General features: G+C 37.8%; 16 protein-coding genes. 8 read left to right on the top strand and 8 right to left on the bottom strand.

Translation table 11 applies throughout. The features are described 5' to 3' along the window. Nucleotides 1-4 precede the first annotated feature (4 nt). Complete coding sequence (locus tag HMPREF9096_RS05995; protein WP_009500130.1) at nt 5-2,872, top strand: SNF2-related protein; 2,868 nt, start codon at nt 5-7, stop codon at nt 2,870-2,872. Between the two features lie 303 nt (nt 2,873-3,175). Here the strand turns inward: HMPREF9096_RS05995 and HMPREF9096_RS06000 are convergent, their stop codons facing one another. Continuing rightward, a complete protein-coding gene (locus HMPREF9096_RS06000) occupies nt 3,176-3,883 on the bottom strand; it encodes a 7-cyano-7-deazaguanine/7-aminomethyl-7-deazaguanine transporter (RefSeq protein WP_009500129.1) in 708 nt (235 codons plus the stop codon). A 190-nt stretch (nt 3,884-4,073) separates the two neighbouring features. Between HMPREF9096_RS06000 and pdxH the strand changes: the two genes are divergently transcribed. Further along, nucleotides 4,074-4,706, top strand: a complete 633-nt coding sequence (pdxH, locus tag HMPREF9096_RS06005) for a pyridoxamine 5'-phosphate oxidase (protein WP_009500128.1) — start codon at nt 4,074-4,076, stop codon at nt 4,704-4,706. A gap of 86 nt (nt 4,707-4,792) precedes the next feature. Here the strand turns inward: pdxH and typA are convergent, their stop codons facing one another. Together typA and HMPREF9096_RS06015 are read right to left on the bottom strand one after the other, a co-directional pair. After that, on the bottom strand, nt 4,793-6,643 hold the full coding sequence (typA, locus tag HMPREF9096_RS06010; RefSeq protein ID WP_009500127.1) for a translational GTPase TypA: 1,851 nt from the start codon (nt 6,641-6,643) through the stop codon (nt 4,793-4,795). A 125-nt stretch (nt 6,644-6,768) separates the two neighbouring features. Continuing rightward, nucleotides 6,769-7,719 (bottom strand): alpha-2,3-sialyltransferase, encoded by a 951-nt coding sequence (locus HMPREF9096_RS06015; protein WP_009500126.1) that lies wholly within the window; start codon nt 7,717-7,719, stop codon nt 6,769-6,771. A gap of 155 nt (nt 7,720-7,874) precedes the next feature. Between HMPREF9096_RS06015 and glnA the strand changes: the two genes are divergently transcribed. The 4 genes from glnA (at nt 7,875) to ndk (ending at nt 12,218) form a co-directional block, all read left to right on the top strand. Further along, nucleotides 7,875-9,287, top strand: coding sequence for a type I glutamate--ammonia ligase (gene glnA / locus HMPREF9096_RS06020; protein WP_009500125.1), 1,413 nt, complete (start codon nt 7,875-7,877; stop codon nt 9,285-9,287). Nucleotides 9,288-9,373: 86 nt separating this feature from the next. Next, complete coding sequence (gene rfbB, locus HMPREF9096_RS06025) at nt 9,374-10,426, top strand: dTDP-glucose 4,6-dehydratase (RefSeq protein WP_009500124.1); 1,053 nt, start codon at nt 9,374-9,376, stop codon at nt 10,424-10,426. Nucleotides 10,427-10,481: 55 nt separating this feature from the next. After that, on the top strand, nt 10,482-11,786 hold the full coding sequence (pepB, locus tag HMPREF9096_RS06030) for an aminopeptidase PepB (RefSeq protein ID WP_009500123.1): 1,305 nt from the start codon (nt 10,482-10,484) through the stop codon (nt 11,784-11,786). 9 nt (nt 11,787-11,795) lie between these two features. Next, entirely contained in the window at nt 11,796-12,218 is a 423-nt protein-coding gene (gene ndk / locus HMPREF9096_RS06035) for a nucleoside-diphosphate kinase (RefSeq protein ID WP_032803312.1), read from the top strand. Between the two features lie 72 nt (nt 12,219-12,290). Here the strand turns inward: ndk and cgtA are convergent, their stop codons facing one another. The 4 genes from cgtA to rplU all read right to left on the bottom strand — a co-directional run bounded on the left by cgtA (nt 12,291) and on the right by rplU (nt 15,081). Next, nucleotides 12,291-13,463, bottom strand: coding sequence for an Obg family GTPase CgtA (gene cgtA, locus HMPREF9096_RS06040; RefSeq protein ID WP_009500121.1), 1,173 nt, complete (start codon nt 13,461-13,463; stop codon nt 12,291-12,293). A gap of 27 nt (nt 13,464-13,490) precedes the next feature. After that, the gene (locus tag HMPREF9096_RS06045) at nt 13,491-14,411 is read right to left on the bottom strand and encodes a DMT family transporter (RefSeq protein ID WP_009500120.1); all 921 of its coding nucleotides are present in this window, start codon (nt 14,409-14,411) and stop codon (nt 13,491-13,493) included. An 80-nt stretch (nt 14,412-14,491) separates the two neighbouring features. Further along, nucleotides 14,492-14,749 (bottom strand): 50S ribosomal protein L27, encoded by a 258-nt coding sequence (gene rpmA, locus HMPREF9096_RS06050; protein ID WP_005626413.1) that lies wholly within the window; start codon nt 14,747-14,749, stop codon nt 14,492-14,494. A 20-nt stretch (nt 14,750-14,769) separates the two neighbouring features. Further along, the gene (rplU, locus tag HMPREF9096_RS06055) at nt 14,770-15,081 is read right to left on the bottom strand and encodes a 50S ribosomal protein L21 (protein ID WP_005626416.1); all 312 of its coding nucleotides are present in this window, start codon (nt 15,079-15,081) and stop codon (nt 14,770-14,772) included. Nucleotides 15,082-15,294: 213 nt separating this feature from the next. Between rplU and ispB the strand changes: the two genes are divergently transcribed. After that, nucleotides 15,295-16,284, top strand: a complete 990-nt coding sequence (gene ispB / locus HMPREF9096_RS06060; RefSeq protein WP_009500119.1) for an octaprenyl diphosphate synthase — start codon at nt 15,295-15,297, stop codon at nt 16,282-16,284. Between the two features lie 50 nt (nt 16,285-16,334). Continuing rightward, a complete protein-coding gene (locus HMPREF9096_RS06065; RefSeq protein ID WP_009500118.1) occupies nt 16,335-17,072 on the top strand; it encodes an epoxyqueuosine reductase QueH in 738 nt (245 codons plus the stop codon). A 51-nt stretch (nt 17,073-17,123) separates the two neighbouring features. Here the strand turns inward: HMPREF9096_RS06065 and rplS are convergent, their stop codons facing one another. Beyond that, a complete protein-coding gene (gene rplS, locus HMPREF9096_RS06070; protein ID WP_005626422.1) occupies nt 17,124-17,474 on the bottom strand; it encodes a 50S ribosomal protein L19 in 351 nt (116 codons plus the stop codon). Nucleotides 17,475-17,477 lie beyond the last annotated feature (3 nt).

Genomic DNA, 17,477 nt, shown 5'->3' with positions numbered 1-17,477 from the left:
AAATATGGTAACACCTTATCACGCTCGTTATTTTGCTAATGAAATCACGTGCCGCCGAACAGATGATAACCGTTTATCGCAATCACTATTTGATGCAAAGGTAGATTTAAATCCCCATCAAATTGATGCGGCATTGTTTGCACTTAAAAATCCGCTACAGGAAGGTGTCATGCTTGCCGATGAAGTTGGTTTAGGAAAAACCATTGAAGCAGGTTTAGTGCTTTGTCAAAAATGGGCAGAACGTAAGCGGAATTTGTTGATTGTTTGCCCTGCCATTTTGCGTAAACAATGGGGGAATGAGCTAGCTGAAAAGTTTGGTTTGCCAACAATGGTGGTAGATAAAACGGTTGTCAATCAAGCAATGAAAAAAACAAGCAGTGGAAAACTGTTTAATTTTTGCAAAAATCAAATTGGCAATAATGTGTTGATTGTTTCGCATCAGTTTGCTAGCAAAGAACAAGCAACATTTAAGCAGTTTGATTGGGATTTGGTGGTTATTGATGAAGCTCACAAGATGCGTAATGCTCACAAAGCCGACAACAAAATGGGGCAAGCAATGCGCAATGCCTTTGGGGGCAAGAAAAAACTATTGCTAACGGCCACACCTTTGCAAAATTCGTTGATGGAACTGTATGGCTTATCGACTTTGCTTGATGATCATATTTTTGGCGACCGCAAATTTTTCCAAAAAGAATTTGTTCGACGTGGCAATGTGACTGAACTCAAAGAGCGAATGGAAAGTTTTGTTAAACGTACGCTACGCAAGAATGTATTGGAATATGTGCGTTATACCGAACGTAAGACGATCACTCAAGAATTTATGCCAACGGCAGCAGAATTTACCCTTTATGAGAAAATCTCAGAATTTTTACGTAAAGAAAGTAGCTACGCGTTGCCAAAGCGACATAAACATTTAACGGCTTTGATCTTACGAAAACTGTTAGCCTCAAGCCCGCAAGCAGTTTTGGGGACGTTAAAAGCCATTTTGTTAAGGCTTCAACATTTACAGCAGCTGGAACAGAATCAAGATGAACCATTAAGTGAAATTGAAGCATTATTTGATGGTGAAGAATTAACCACAGAAGATGTAGAAGCCGATGAGTTGGAGGTGGAAGAGATAGAAGTTTCTGTTAGCGATGAATTAAATCAAGTAGCGTTACAGGCCGAAATCTCTGAAATTGAAGGCTTTATTCGTTTAGCAGAAGGTTTGCAACAAGACAGCAAAATTCTCGCATTATTGACCGCACTTCAAACCGGTTTTGCTGAAATGGAGAAACTGGGAGCAAATCAAAAAGCGATTATTTTTACCGAATCGGTACGCACGCAGAAATACCTTTTTGATTTTTTAACGCAAAATGGCTATGCCGATAATGTGGTGCTATTCAGTGGCACGAATAACGATCCAAATTCTGTAGCGATTTATCAAGATTGGCTTGTTCGCCATCAAGGCACAGAAAAAATTACAGGCTCGGCAGAAGTGGATAAGCGTTCGGCATTGATTGAGCATTTTAAAGAAAAAGCTCGAATTATGATTGCGACAGAAGCTGCCAGTGAAGGGGTAAACTTGCAATTTTGTTCATTACTGATTAACTATGATTTACCGTGGAATCCGCAGCGAGTGGAGCAGAGGATCGGGCGTTGTCATCGTTATGGGCAAAAATTCGATGTCGTGGTGATCAATTTCTTAAACAAACGAAATCTTGCTGATCAGCGCGTTTTAGAGTTGTTAACGGAAAAATTTAAATTGTTCCAAGGCGTGTTGGGTGCATCTGATGAAGTGTTAGGGCGAATTGAATCTGGTGTGGATATTGAAAATCAAATTGCGAATATTTATGCCACTTGCCGTACTGAAAACGAAATTCAGACAGCCTTTGATCAGTTACAAGCCCAATTTGCCGATGAAATTGAAGGAAGAGTGCAAGAAACAAAAAATGCATTGGTTTCAAGCTTTGATCAGTCAGTGCTAGAACGCCTTAAAGTGATGACAGAAGACCGTTTAAATGCAATGGAGCAGTGGTTTTGGGGATTAACGCAATTTGCGCTAAATGGTAAAGCTCAGTTTAATCAAACAGATTGGTATTTTTTACTCGAAAATTCACCTCTAGGCGGTATACCACTTGGGCGATATTTATTGCCACGCAAAGAACGTACAACAACGTTGCAAGGTTATGAATATCGCTTAAATCAACCACTTGGGCAATGGTGTATCAATGAAGCATTAAATGCTCATACACCAAATGCGACATTAGTTTTTGATTACACAAATTTTCCTGAAAAAATTAGTTTAGTAGAACAATCTCAAGGAAAATCTGGTTGGTTACGTTTAAATAAAATCAGTGTAGAGTCGAATGCGGAAAGTCAAGAATCGTTAGTATTTACTGTGTGTGATGAGCAAGGTAATTTGCTAGATAAAGAATTTGCACAAAAGCTATTTTTACTTTCTGCAGATTTGCAAAATTCTGTTCAAAATCCACCGCTTTTTTTTGAAAAGTTAGTAAGAGAACAAATAGATTCGGAAAAAGCTCGAATTAAGGCAGAAAATGATGCGTTGTTAAAAGCTGAAAGTGTTCGTATTAACGCTTGGGCAAAAGATCAAATGCAAGCTGCTGAAGATTTAATTAGCGAACTCAAAGAGGCAATGCGCGGCAAAGAAAAGGAATTGGTGCTAGCAGATGATATTGAACTACAAATTCAGTTACAAGAAGAGGTAACCAAACTGCGTAAACAGCTTCGCAGGGCTCGTAATGAATTGGATGATGTGCAAGATGAAATTGCCGAGCAGGAATTACAACTATTAAAAGAATTGAAAGGTAAAATTCATCAAACAATGCAGGAAAGTGTAGTGTTTGAGATTTTCTGGATGATTCAATAAACAGACATAAAGTACGATAACGGTATGTTTGTAATGACGTTTGTGGAGAATGAAACAACATAACGATATTAATTTTTTGGTTACCAAACTGACAAATTTCAACAAGGTTAAATTCTTCACAACATACACTTTTATTGTCATTTACAGTAAGGAAACGAATGATTACACCTCGTTAGCAATGTAAGTGCAGAGAATATAATGTGAAGATTTTATGGCGCTCTCAAGCGATTTAATGAGTTTCTTAATAATTAACCCCACTCAAAAAAGTGGGGTTAATTGCTTTATATGCGTCAGAAATTTGGTTTATGCAGGAACGCGTTCTGCTACGAGCATTTGTAGTTTTAGTAAAATAACATTTAATACTACACCATAGGCTGGGACGAACAAGATAATTCCTATAAATAATTTAAATAGATAATCTACAAAGCCGAGTTGTGCCCAATGTTCAGCCATGAAAGGATCTGCACTTTGGTAGAAGGCGATACTGAAGAACACAAAAGTATCCGCCATTGAGCCAAATGTCATTGAGCTAGTTGGTGCCACCCACCATGTTTTTAACTGGCGTAAACGGTTAAATACGATCACATCAAGTAATTGTCCTATAACGTAAGCGGCAAAACTCGCAATAGCAATACGGAATACAAATAGATCAAAATGCGTTAATGATTCGAAACCTTGGAATTTGCTTTCAGAGAATAAAACAGATATGACATAACTCACAACAAGAGCAGGAAGCATAACTACAAAGATGATTTTTCTAGCATCTTCTGCACCGAAAATGCGAACAGTTAAATCAGTAGCCAAAAAGATAAATGGGAATGTGAGCGTTCCCCAAGTGCTGTGGAAAGAAAAGTCATTTGCTGCACCAAGTGCGGTTAATTTTAGCGTGATTTCAAAAGGGATTTGTACAAAGTAATTGCTCGCTGCAATGATGAATATGTGGAAAAAGCTGAGCCAGATGATTGCACGACGTTTTTGTTGATCATTAAAGATCGGAGAGGTTAATTTCATGTTGTACCTTTTTAGTTTAAATAAATCGGGGTTAGGGAACCCGAGGTTGAATATAGGGGGCTAGATAATACGCATATTTTAAATAATTGCAAGATTTGATGTCATTTGAGTTTTATTTTATGAAAATTGATGAACGATTTTACAGACTTTATTCTATTTGCATTTTTCATCAAATTTGAAAGGGGAGAAAATGGAGTTACACAATATTCGCGATGAATATACGAAACGAGCGCTTTCACAACATGATTGCCATGAAAATCCAATCTCGCAATTTGAACAGTGGCAGAGAGAGGCAATTCATGCTCAAGTCAATGAGCCTACTGCAATGAATATTGTGACTGTTGATGAACAAGGTCGCCCAAATAGCCGAATGGTTTTGCTAAAAGAACTCAATGAGCAAGGATTTGTCTTTTTTACGAATTATCTTAGCCGAAAAGGCTGTTGTATTGAGCGTAATCCTTATGTTGCGCTGACTTTCTTTTGGTCTGAATTGGAACGCCAAGTGCGAATTGAAGGTAAGGCGGTTAAAATCCCAGCAGAACAATCCGATAAATATTTTGCTACCCGCCCTTACACCAGTCGCATAGGAGCTTGGGCAAGTGAGCAAAGTGCGGTGGTTTCTAATTATAAATCTTTGTTAGCAAAAGCCGCATTGGTTGCCGCTAAACATCCGTTAAACGTGCCTCGACCAGATTATTGGGGAGGCTATTTAGTCGTGCCAGAAACCGTGGAGTTTTGGCAAGGGCGACCAAGCCGTTTACATGACCGAATTCGTTATCGTAAAGCAAGTGATAATTGGATCAGAGAAAGACTTTCTCCTTAGTAAATTGAGCATAAAAATAACCGCACTTTAGTTGTATCCCGAAAGTGCGGTTAATTTTTTACAAATTTTCGTGCTAGCGTTGTTTATTAATGCGTGCTAGTACTTGTCGTTGTACGGTTTGCACGTTTACGATCGTTTTCCGTTAAAAGTTTTTTACGGATACGAATCGATTCCGGTGTCACCTCAACTAACTCATCGTCATCGATAAATTCAATCGCTTGTTCAAGACTGAATTTTACAGGTGTAGTCAGCACAATCGCATCGTCTTTACCTGAAGCACGCATATTGGTAAGTTTTTTACCTTGTAAGCAGTTCACGGTTAAGTCATTTGAACGGCTATGAATACCGATAATTTGACCTTCATAAACTTCCACGTTTGCATCAATCATTAACTTACCACGCTCTTGTAAGCCAAATAATGCGTAACCCAGTGCTTTACCTGTTGCATTAGAAATCAACACACCATTTTTACGTTGACCGATATCTCCACCTTTGATTTCATCGTAGTGACTAAAGCTTGAGTAAAGTAAGCCTGTACCAGAAGTCATGGTCATAAAGTCACCACGGAAGCCAATTAATCCACGGCTAGGAATGATGTATTCTAAGCGAACACGACCTTTACCGTCAGGCAACATGTCTCGAACTTCACCTTTACGGATACCTAGTGCTTCCATCACAGAACCTTGATGTTGTTCTTCCACATCAATAGTCACTTGTTCGTATGGTTCTTGTTTTTTACCATCAATATCACGGTAGATTACTTTAGGGCGAGAAACGGCAAGCTCATAACCTTCACGACGCATATTTTCGATTAACACAGAAAGATGTAATTCACCACGACCAGAAACACGGAATTCATCTGGGTTTGGGGTTTCTTCTACGCGTAACGCTACGTTGTGAACCAATTCTTTATTTAAACGTTCAAGAATTTGACGTGATGTAACGTATTTACCTTCTTGGCCCGCAAATGGAGAGGTATTTACGCAGAAGAACATTGTTACTGTTGGTTCATCAACAGTTAATGATGGAAGTGCTTCAACTGCATTGATATCACAAATCGTATCAGAAATATTTAATTCACCTAAACCAGTGATCGCCACGATATCGCCCGCGTAAGCAACATCTTCTTCATAACGTTGTAAACCAAGATGACCAAGTACTTGACCGATACGACCTTGACGAGTTTTTCCTTCACTATTGATGATAGTAACTGGTTGGTTTGGTTTAATCGAACCACGCTTAATACGACCAATGCCGATAACACCTACATAGTTGTTGTAGTCTAATTGTGAAATTTGCATTTGGAATGGCGCATCAAGTTCTACTTTTGGCGGTTCTACATGTTTCACAATAGCTTCAAATAACGGAGTCATATCTTCTGCTAATTCTTCGTGCTCAAGACCTGCAACACCATTTAATGCTGAAGCATAGATAATAGGGAAGTCTAACTGTTCATCTGTTGCACCAAGATTTACGAATAAGTCAAATACTTGATCCACAACCCAGTCTGGACGCGCACCAGGACGGTCAACTTTATTAATCACGACGATAGGTTTTAAGCCATGAGCAAACGCTTTTTGGGTCACGAAACGCGTTTGTGGCATCGGGCCGTCAAAAGCATCAACAACTAATAGAACAGAATCTACCATAGAAAGCACACGTTCAACTTCGCCACCGAAGTCTGCGTGCCCCGGTGTATCTACGATGTTAATGCGGTAGTTATTCCAGTTAATCGCGGTATTTTTTGCAAGAATGGTAATTCCACGTTCTTTTTCAAGATCGTTTGAGTCCATAACGCGTTCATCTACATCACCACGAGTGGATTCAAAAGTACCAGATTGTTGCAGAAGTTTATCTACAAGGGTGGTTTTACCATGGTCAACGTGCGCAATAATTGCGATGTTGCGCAGTTTGTTAATATCGATTTCGTTTTTCATTATCTAATGCTTCGAGTAGGGTGCAATTTTGCACGGTATATGATTTTATAGAAAAGGTGCAATTTACAGCACCTAATATAGGTTGTTGTCTCATGTTGAAGAAAACGGGACATTATACCTCAGATTTATTTACGTAGTCTCATTTTCTTTGCTTTCAAAGCGTATTTTATATCATTAGGTAAACGTAATATATCCCAGATCAACCGAAAAATCAGATTTTGGTAAATTCTTGGTTTGGAATATATACCAATTTTTTTATACACTGACTCCGGCGGAATTAAAATATCTTGCGTGTAATTTTTCTTTTCTTCGGGAAGAAAAGTAATTGGGTTATTCAGTGGTGATAAAGGAAAGTAATTACATAGAGGACTTTCTGGCGAAATACAGTAAATATTTATACCATAATGTTTTTGTAAAAAATGAAGTGCACTCAAATCATATTCCATAGAATGAATATTGCTTTGACTCTTACTTTGTGAAAAGGAAGGTAACAATTTAATAATATTTTCTTTTTGGTGATGAAATGCGTAAGGATTCCCTTTTTCTTGATAAAAATCAATGCCTGTCAAATAAAGATCTTTATAACCCATTGCAGTTGCCACTGCACACATATAGACGCCTGATGTAATCCTCTTATTCTCATATAGTTCGTGATATTGTAAATGAGCATCAAAAGATCGTAGTTTTTTTAAATAGCTATGACCAAGATCGATTTGTGGTAGTAATTTTTCTAAACGCTGGATTTTCTTTAATTCTGAATCCCCTAAATTTAGAAAAGATGATAAAATAATATCAGCATATTCATATTCATATTCATTATTTTTAATTAATTGCATAAATGTATAGTATTGTTCAAAAATTACAGAACAATTAAAAAATACCTTTTTTATTTTCTTGCCAAGAAAATAATGATCTTCAAAATAAAATTGATTGCAACGGAAAACATCATAATCTTTAGGTAATAAACTATGGTTAATTGATTTTAAACTAGTTCCATTACCTGCAATAATGACAGACTTTGATTGATTGATTGATTGATTGATTGATTGATTGGTTGGAGATATTGTACCGTTCATTGAATAAAATATAACTTATTTTAATACTAAAAAATAGCAGCCATTATACAGGTTTTCTGTGCTTTTTATTATAACGCCACAACAAATCTAATGAAAGTCAGATTTGATTAGACTATAATGCTTACCTAATTTTTTATATAGAAAGAGGATCTACTATGTCAAATGCCATTGCTTCCGTTTTTAAATTGATCGAAGAGAATGATATTAGGTTTGTATTGCTTCGTTTTACTGACATTAAAGGTAAAGAACATGGTGTTTCTATCCCAGTTAGCCTTGTTGATGAAGATATGTTTGAAGATGGCAAGATGTTTGATGGTTCCTCTGTAGAAGGATGGAAGACCATTAATAAAGCTGATATGTTGCTTATGCCAATGGCTGAAACAGCCGTGGTCGATCCATTCGCGCAAATTCCAACGCTTTCTATTCGTTGTAGTGTTTATGAACCAACGACAATGCAAAGCTATGATCGTGATCCGCGCTCTATTGCAATTCGTGCAGAAAATTATATGCGTTCAACTGGTATTGCAGATCAAGTTTTTTTCGGCCCAGAGCCAGAATTCTTCTTATTTGATGATGTGCGTTTTAATGTATCAATGAACAAAGCGTCTTTTTCTATTGATGATATAGAAGCAGCTTGGAACACCAACAAAAAATATGAAGGTGGTAACAACGCTTATCGTCCATTGAAAAAAGGCGGTTACTGTGCGGTTGCTCCAATTGATACGGCACACGATATTCGCTCTGAAATGTGTTTGATTTTAGAAGAAATGGGATTAGTTATCGAAGCACATCATCATGAAGTGGCTACTGCGGGACAAAACGAAATTGCGACTAAATTCAATACACTAACCTTAAAAGCAGATGAAACTCAAATCTATAAATACGTTGTGCAAAATGTGGCGTTAGAGCACGGCAAAACAGCGTGTTTTATGCCAAAACCAATTACTGGCGATAATGGTTCGGGTATGCACTGTAATATGTCGTTAAGTAAAGACGGTAAAAACATTTTCCAAGGCGATAAATATGCAGGGCTTTCTGAGACCGCACTTTATTATATCGGCGGTATTATTAAGCATGCTAAAGCATTAAATGCGTTCACTAACCCAAGCACTAATTCATATAAACGTTTAGTTCCTGGTTTTGAAGCGCCCGTATTATTAGCTTACTCAGCAAGTAACCGTTCTGCTTCAATCCGTATCCCAGCAGTAACCAACCCGAAAGCGATTCGCGTAGAAGCGCGTTTCCCAGATCCTTTAGCAAACCCATATCTGGCTTTTGCTGCATTATTGATGGCAGGCCTTGATGGTGTAGTAAACAAAATCAACCCAGGCGATGCAATGGATAAAAATCTTTACGATCTTCCACCAGAAGAATTAAAAGATATTCCAGCAGTAGCAAGCTCATTAGAAGAAGCGTTGAATTCATTAGAAAAAGACTATGAATTCTTAACTCAAGGTGGTGTGTTTGCGAAAGATTTTATTGATGCGTTTATTAGCATCAAACGTAAAGAAGTGGAACGTTTAAATATGGCGCCACATCCAGTTGAGTTTGAGATGTATTATGCGTAATCATCATTGATTAAATCATTTTTAAAAGTGCGGTAAAATTTACCGCACTTTTCGTTTGAAATTGTTTATAACGAGACCCAGGTAAAATGTCGAATACAAATAGAACAATTCTAGTTACTGGTGGAGCGGGTTTTATTGGTTCTGCGCTTGTCCGTTATCTTCTTGAAAAGACACATAATAAGATCGTAAATGTTGATAAGCTGACTTATGCAGGAAATTTAGCCTCACTTAAAACCATAGAAAACCATCCACGTTATGCTTTTGTACAAGCAGATATTTGTGATACTAAGGCGTTGTCTTATATTTTTACACAACATCAACCTGATGCCGTTATCCATCTTGCCGCTGAAAGCCATGTTGATCGTTCTATAAATGATTCTTCGGAGTTCATACAAACTAACATTGTAGGAACTTATAGGCTACTTGAATCGACTCTAGATTACTGGCATCGTTTAGATTATCAAAAAAAATACAGCTTCCGATTCTTACATATTTCCACCGATGAGGTTTATGGAGATTTAAAAAGTAATGAGGGTTTATTTACTGAAATATCAGCTTATAAACCTAGTAGCCCTTATTCTGCTTCAAAGGCGGCAAGCGATCATCTTGTGCAGGCTTGGTATAGAACATACGGGTTACCGACAATTATTACACATAGTTCAAATAATTATGGCCCGTATCAGTACCTTGAGAAATTAATTCCGTTGATGATTTTAAATGCGATAGAGGGAAAAACATTGCCTATTTATGGCGATGGTTTACAAATTAGAGATTGGTTATTTGTTGAAGATCATATTGCTGCATTGTATAGCGTTTTGACGAAAGGAAATATTGGGGAAACCTATAATATTGGAGGAAATAATGAAAAGTCCAATATTGATGTAGTACGTTCTATTTGCTCTTTGGTGGAAGAATGTTTACCTAATAAACCAAAACATATTGATAAATATGAAGATTTGATTTGCTATGTCAACGATAGACCTGGTCATGATATTCGTTATGCGCTTGATACAAGTAAAATCAATAATGAGTTAGGCTGGGTGCCTAAAGAGACTTTTGAATCTGGATTAAGAAAAACGGTAATTTGGTATTTAAACCATCGAGAATGGTGTCAAAGAGTTTTAAATAATGTTAAATAAAAAATAAAACTGGTATAGTTTTATTCCGCGATGAGCTTATATTCGAGAAATAAAAATGGAAATTATATTATCAATAAACCAAGCCGCTGACGCTTGGGGCAAAAATGCTATTTTGAGCTTTAACTCTAATAAAGCTACGATTCATTTAAAAAATAATGAAAAAGCTGACCGCACTTTAGTTCAACAAGCTGCTCGTAAATTACGTGGGCAAGGGATTAAAGATGTGGAATTAGTCGGTGAAGAATGGGATTTGGAATTTTGCTGGGCGTTTTATCAAGGTTTTTATACCGCAAAACAAGATTACGCGATTGAGTTTCCACATTTAGATGATGAGCCGCAAGATGAATTGTTAGCGCGTATTGAATGTGGCGATTTTGTGCGTGGAATTATTAATGAACCAGCACAAAGTTTAACGCCAGTTAAATTAGCGGAGCGAGCGGCTGAATTTATTTTAAACCAAGCTGATATTTATAATGAAAAAAGTGCGGTAAGTTTTAAGATTATTTCTGGTGAGGAACTTGAGCAACAAGGTTATCATGGAATTTGGACGGTGGGTAAAGGCTCTGCTAACTTGCCAGCCATGTTGCAACTTGATTTCAATCCAACACAAGATCCGAATGCGCCAGTGTTAGCTTGTTTAGTTGGTAAGGGGATTACCTTTGACAGTGGCGGTTACAGTATCAAACCAAGCGATGGAATGAGTACAATGCGAACCGATATGGGGGGGGCTGCATTATTAACGGGGGCTTTAGGTTTCGCTATCGCTCGCGGATTAAATCAACGTGTTAAACTGTATTTATGTTGTGCAGAAAATTTGGTAAGCAATAATGCTTTTAAACTAGGCGATATTATTACTTATAAAAATGGCGTGAGCGCAGAAGTGCTGAATACTGATGCTGAAGGTCGTTTGGTGTTAGCCGATGGATTGATTGAGGCTGATAACCAAAATCCAGGTTTTATTATTGATTGTGCGACTTTAACCGGGGCGGCAAAAGTGGCTGTAGGAAATGACTATCATTCTATATTGTCTATGGATGATGATCTCGTGAATAATCTTTTCCAATCAGCAAAAGAAGAAAATGAACCTTTCTGGCGTTTACCATTTGAAGATTTTCATCGTTCACAAATTAATTCATCTTTTGCCGATATTGCTAATATTGGTTCGGTTCCAGTTGGAGCGGGTGCAAGTACTGCAACTGCATTTTTATCTTATTTTATAAAAAATTATCAGCAAAATTGGTTGCATATTGATTGTTCCGCTACTTATCGTAAATCTGATAGTGATTTATGGGCTGTTGGGGCCACAGGGATTGGTGTGCAAACTTTAGCAAATTTAATGTTATCAAAATCATTGAAGTAAGGAGATATGATGACAGAAAGAACTTTTTCGATTATTAAACCTGATGCGGTAAAGCGTAATCTAATTGGAACGATCTTAACTCGTTTTGAGCAAAATGGCTTTAAAATCATAGCCTCTAAAATGGTGCGCTTAACTCGTGAGCAGGCTGAAGGCTTTTATGCAGAACATCAAGGCAAAGAATTTTTTGCTCCTTTAGTTGATTATATGATGTCTTCACCGATAGTAGTTTCTGTTCTTGAAAAAGAAAATGCAGTGAAAGATTACCGCACTTTGATTGGTACAACGAATCCAGAAACTGCAGCAGAAGGTACAATTCGTAAAGATTTTGCATTAAGTCAGCGTGAGAATTCGGTTCATGGTTCGGATAGTGTGGAAAGTGCAAATCGTGAAATCGCCTATTTCTTTACTGATTCTGAAATTTTTGAGTGTTGATTGATAGTAAAAAGCACCTAAACAATAGTTTAGGTGCTTTTAAATTTTTAATGTTTATAAAGTTAGACCTTCTTAAGGTTTATAAATGAACTCAATTCCTTCATCATCTTCTTCGGTCCAATCATCATCCCAATCTTCGTCATCATCAAATTGATGCTCTGCTAGTTTTTCTTGATGATAATCTTCCCATTTGAATTTTACTTCTTCAGGTGCAACTTGTTGTATTTCAGCTTCGCGTGGATTCGCTATGATAAAGTCCATAATATCACGACAAAGTGATGGAACATTTTTTCCTGTAGCAGCTGAAATCAAGTAATAATCTTCTTCCCAACCTAATTGTTCAGCAATTTCTCGAGCTCGCTCTTCAGATTCTTCATCGCTCATCGTATCAATTTTATTGAATACCAACCAACGTGGTTTTTCTGATAATTTTTCACTGTATTGGAAAAGTTCAGATTCAATAATAGCCACGTTATCTGCTGGATTAGATCCATCAATTGGGGCTATATCAACTAGGTGAATAAGCACTCTACAACGTTCTAGATGTTTCAAAAAGCGAATTCCTAGTCCTGCGCCATCTGCTGCGCCCTCAATTAATCCTGGAATATCAGCGACTACGAAACTATGTGAGTCGTCAACTTTCACAACACCTAGACTTGGAACTAAGGTGGTAAATGGATAATCTGCAACTTTTGGTTTGGCTGCTGAAACGGCACGAATAAAAGTGGATTTACCCGCATTAGGTAAACCGAGCATTCCCACATCGGCAAGTAGCATTAACTCTAGTAATAAATCGCGTTTTTCGCCTGGCGTTCCCATTGTTTTTTGACGCGGTGCACGGTTTATCGATGATTTGAAACGGGTATTCCCTAAACCGTGATAACCACCTTTGGCTACCAACATTTTTTGACCGTGTTGGGTTAAATCTCCCAAAGTTTCTTTAGTATCGTTATCAATAGCGCGAGTTCCTACGGGAACAGGTAAAATAATATCTTTACCGCGACGCCCTGTACAATCTGAACTTCGTCCATTCTCTCCACGCTCTGCGGCAAAGCGTTTATTAAAGCGATAATCGATTAAGGTATTAAGGTTTTCATCCGCTTGTAAATATACATCGCCACCATCACCACCGTCGCCACCATCAGGGCCGCCTTTAGGAATAAATTTCTCTCGACGGAAACTTACGCAACCGTTGCCACCATCCCCAGCCTCAATTCGAATAAGGGATTCATCAATAAATTTCATTAAAACTTCTCCAAAATAAACCGCACTTTAATGAGTTTTATGCGGTAATAATTTATGTCCAATCGCGGATAAAATTGCCCCGCATACTACAACAAATGCGCCAATATAGCTAATATTATTCAATTCTGGTGTGGCAAAATCTGATGGGCTAAAATAATGAGCAATATGAGAAAATAGGATCGTGAAAAGCGGTACAAGTGTGATAACAACACTGACTTTTGATACATCCCAACGATTAAGTGCTTCCGCATAAGAGCCGTATCCAATTAAGGTATTTAAACAACAGTAAATAAAACAAATCAAAGCTAAAGGTGTGAGTTCTTGTACTTGCGAGAATTCAGCCATCGGCATAAAGGCTATGGCACAACCTAAATACATCATTAGCAAGATTTGTTGTGAATTAAATTTACGCAACATTAATTTTTGCGCCATTCCATAAGCGACCCAAATAAGGGATCCTGCTACGCTTAAGATGACACCTGTTGAATACTGATTTAGTCCGGCAAATACATCAAAACGATCATTAAAGAATAAGCCTAAACCAATTAACAATAAGAAAAGTCCGATCTTTTGGTGCATCCCCAATTTTTCTTTGAAGATCAGTACACCACAGATAAGCATTCCAAAAGAGGATAAATGAATAAAAATTTGTGCAACTGAAGGTTCAATATAATTCAGCGAACTACTAAATAATAGAAAATTGCCAGTAAGACCAATTACCCCAATAATAGCAAGCCAAGCATATTGGCCGACCTTCATTAGTTCAGGTAATTTCTTTTTATAAGCAAGTAGAGCTAATAATGAGATCGCCGCTACAATAAAACGATACCATACGATAGTTTGCGCATTCATTACAGATAAAGCTTGTTTGAGAGCGATAGGTAAGGATCCCCAAGCCATAGCGGTAATAAGCGCAAAGGTAAAGCCTAATAAAGGTTGTTGTTTCATTGCTTGCTCGCTTATGTGAAATTAAAAAAGACAAAACGCCCCACAAAATTGTAGGGCGTTTCAATCGAATAGATTTTAAATTATTCAGTAACAATACTTACGTATTTACGGCTTTTCTCGCCTTTTACTTCAAATTTAACTTTGCCATCTGCAGTTGCGAATAAGGTGTGGTCTTTACCCATACCTACGTTGCTACCCGCGTGGAATTTAGTACCACGTTGACGAACAATGATGCTACCTGCTAATACAGATTCGCCACCGAAACGTTTAACACCAAGGCGTTTAGCTTCAGAATCGCGACCGTTACGAGTTGAACCACCAGCTTTTTTAGTTGCCATCTACTTGATCTCCTCTGAAATTATGCTTGAATCCCAGTGATTTTCACTTCTGTGAACCACTGACGATGACCTTGTTGTTTACGGCTGTGTTTGCGACGACGGAATTTAACGATTTTAACTTTCTCGCCACGACCTTGTGCAACTACTTCAGCCACTACTTTTGCGCCAGCAACTACTGGTGCACCGATTTTAACATCTTCACCATTAACGACCATCAACACAGAATCGAACTCAACTGTTGCGCCAGTTGCAAGTTCAAGTTTTTCTAAACGAACAACTTGACCTTCGCTCACACGGTGTTGTTTACCGCCACTTTGGAAAACTGCGTACATAAATACTCCGCTTAATTGTGTTTCCCTGCTCTTTAGCAGTCCACACTTAAAAATTCATATAAATAGGTCGCAAATTCTACGGAAAAATCCTACCTATGGCAAGAATTTATTTACAATAAAATAAAAAAATTCCCTTCATTTGCGGATTGATTTCAGAAAGTCTGAAAATTCGGGTAAAATGCACCGCACTTTTGACTAATAATTGATGAAAAAATGAAGAAACAAGATCTTATGAGCATAGACGAGATCCAGAAACTTGCAGCTCCCGATATGAAAAAAGTTAATCAAAATATTCTTGCTCAGCTTAATTCAGATGTTCCATTAATAGGGCAGTTAGGTTTTTATATTGTTCAAGGTGGGGGTAAGCGGATCCGTCCATTGATCGCAGTTCTCGCAGCTCGATCTTTAGGATTCGAAGGCGCTAATTCAATTACTTGTGCTACTTTCGTTGAATTTATTCATACTGCTTCTTTATTACATGATGATGTGGTGGATGAGTCTGATATGCGTCGTGGGCGCGCTACGGCGAATTCAGAATTTGGGAATGCAGCAAGTGTACTTGTAGGAGACTTTATTTATACGCGTGCATTTCAATTAGTTGCACAATTAGAGTCATTGAAGATTTTGGGAATCATGGCCGATGCGACTAACGTTTTAGCGGAAGGCGAAGTTCAGCAGCTAATGAATGTTAATGATCCTGAAACGAGTGAAGCTAATTATATGCGTGTAATTTATAGCAAAACTGCTCGTTTGTTTGAAGTGGCTGGTCAGGCTGCTGCAATTGTCGCAGGTGGAACAGAAGATCAAGAAAAGGCTTTACAAGACTATGGGCGTTATCTTGGCACTGCATTTCAGCTCGTGGATGATGTATTGGATTATAGTGCAAATGCGCAAGCTCTAGGTAAAAATGTAGGCGATGATTTAGCTGAAGGAAAACCAACCCTTCCTCTGCTACACGCTATGCGTCATGGTAATGCTCTGCAGGCAGCTTTAATTCGCGAAGCGATTGAGCAAGGCGGTAAACGTGAAGCTATTGATGAAGTATTAGCTATTATGGCTGAGCATAAGTCTTTAGATTACGCGATGAATCGTGCAAAAGAAGAAGCTCAAAAAGCAGTAGATGCAATTGCAATGTTGCCAGACAGTGATTATAAGAAGGCATTGATTTCTTTGGCTTATTTGTCTGTGGATAGAAATTATTAGTCCTTAATTTAGCTTATATACTTGATACCAATTAATTTTAATTAAACTTTATGAATACAGAACTTCAATCTAAACCTGAGCAAAGTGCGGTTAATTTTCAAGGTAAAACTCGTAAACAAAAGGTACGCAAAGATCCTAATGCACCTTTTATTCGTGAAAAACTGGAGTTGCCAGATGGACATAATAAACTTCTTTTACATTCATGCTGTGCGCCTTGCTCGGGGGAAGTAATGGAAGCAATCCTTGCATCTGGTATTGAATTTACGATTTATTTTTACAATCCAAACATTCATCCACTCAAAGAATATTTAATTCGTAAAGAAGAAAATATTCGTTTTGCTAAAAAATTTGGCATTCCATTTATTGATGCAGATTACGATCGTCAAAATTGGTTTGATCGTGCCAAAGGAATGGAATGGGAGCCTGAGAGGGGAATTCGTTGTACTATGTGTTTTGATATGCGCTTTGAAAAAGCTGCTGAATATGCTCATGAACATGGTTTCCCTGTATTTACTAGTTGCTTGGGTATTTCTCGTTGGAAGGATATGAATCAAATCAATGGCTGTGGGCATCGCGCTGCGGAAAAATATGATGATGTTATTTATTGGGATTATAACTGGCGAAAAGAAGGTGGCTCGCAACGCATGATTGAAATTAGTAAGCGTGAGCGGTTTTATCAACAGGAATATTGCGGTTGTGTATATTCTTTACGTGATAGTAATAAATGGCGTGAAGAGACGGGGCGTCAAAAAATTGAAATCGGAAAATTGTATTATAGTGCTGATTAATATGATGAATGCAAAAAAGGCTTGGAATTCCAAGCCTTTTTCTTTGCGAAATTATTCGCCCAAACGCTCTTTAATACGAGCAGATTTACCTGAACGTTCACGTAAGTAGTAAAGTTTAGCTTTACGTACCGCACCTTTACGTTTAACTGCGATAGAATCTACAGCTGGAGAGTGAGTTTGGAATACACGCTCAACGCCTACGCCGTTAGATACTTTACGTAAAGTAAATGCTGAGTGCAAGCCACGGTTACGAATTGCAATAACCACGCCTTCGAATGCTTGCAAACGACGTTTGCTACCTTCAACTACCCATACTTTAACTTCTAGAGTATCACCTGGGCGGAAGCTAGGTACGTTTTGTTTTAATTGTTCTTGTTCAAGTTGTTTGATAATGTTAGACATTGT

It is taken from the genome of Haemophilus sp. oral taxon 851 str. F0397 (assembly GCF_000242295.1).
Taxonomy (GTDB): Bacteria; Pseudomonadota; Gammaproteobacteria; order Enterobacterales; family Pasteurellaceae; genus Haemophilus.
The sequence above is the reverse complement of the archived record's forward strand: the minus strand, read 5'-3'. Positions and strand labels throughout refer to the sequence as shown.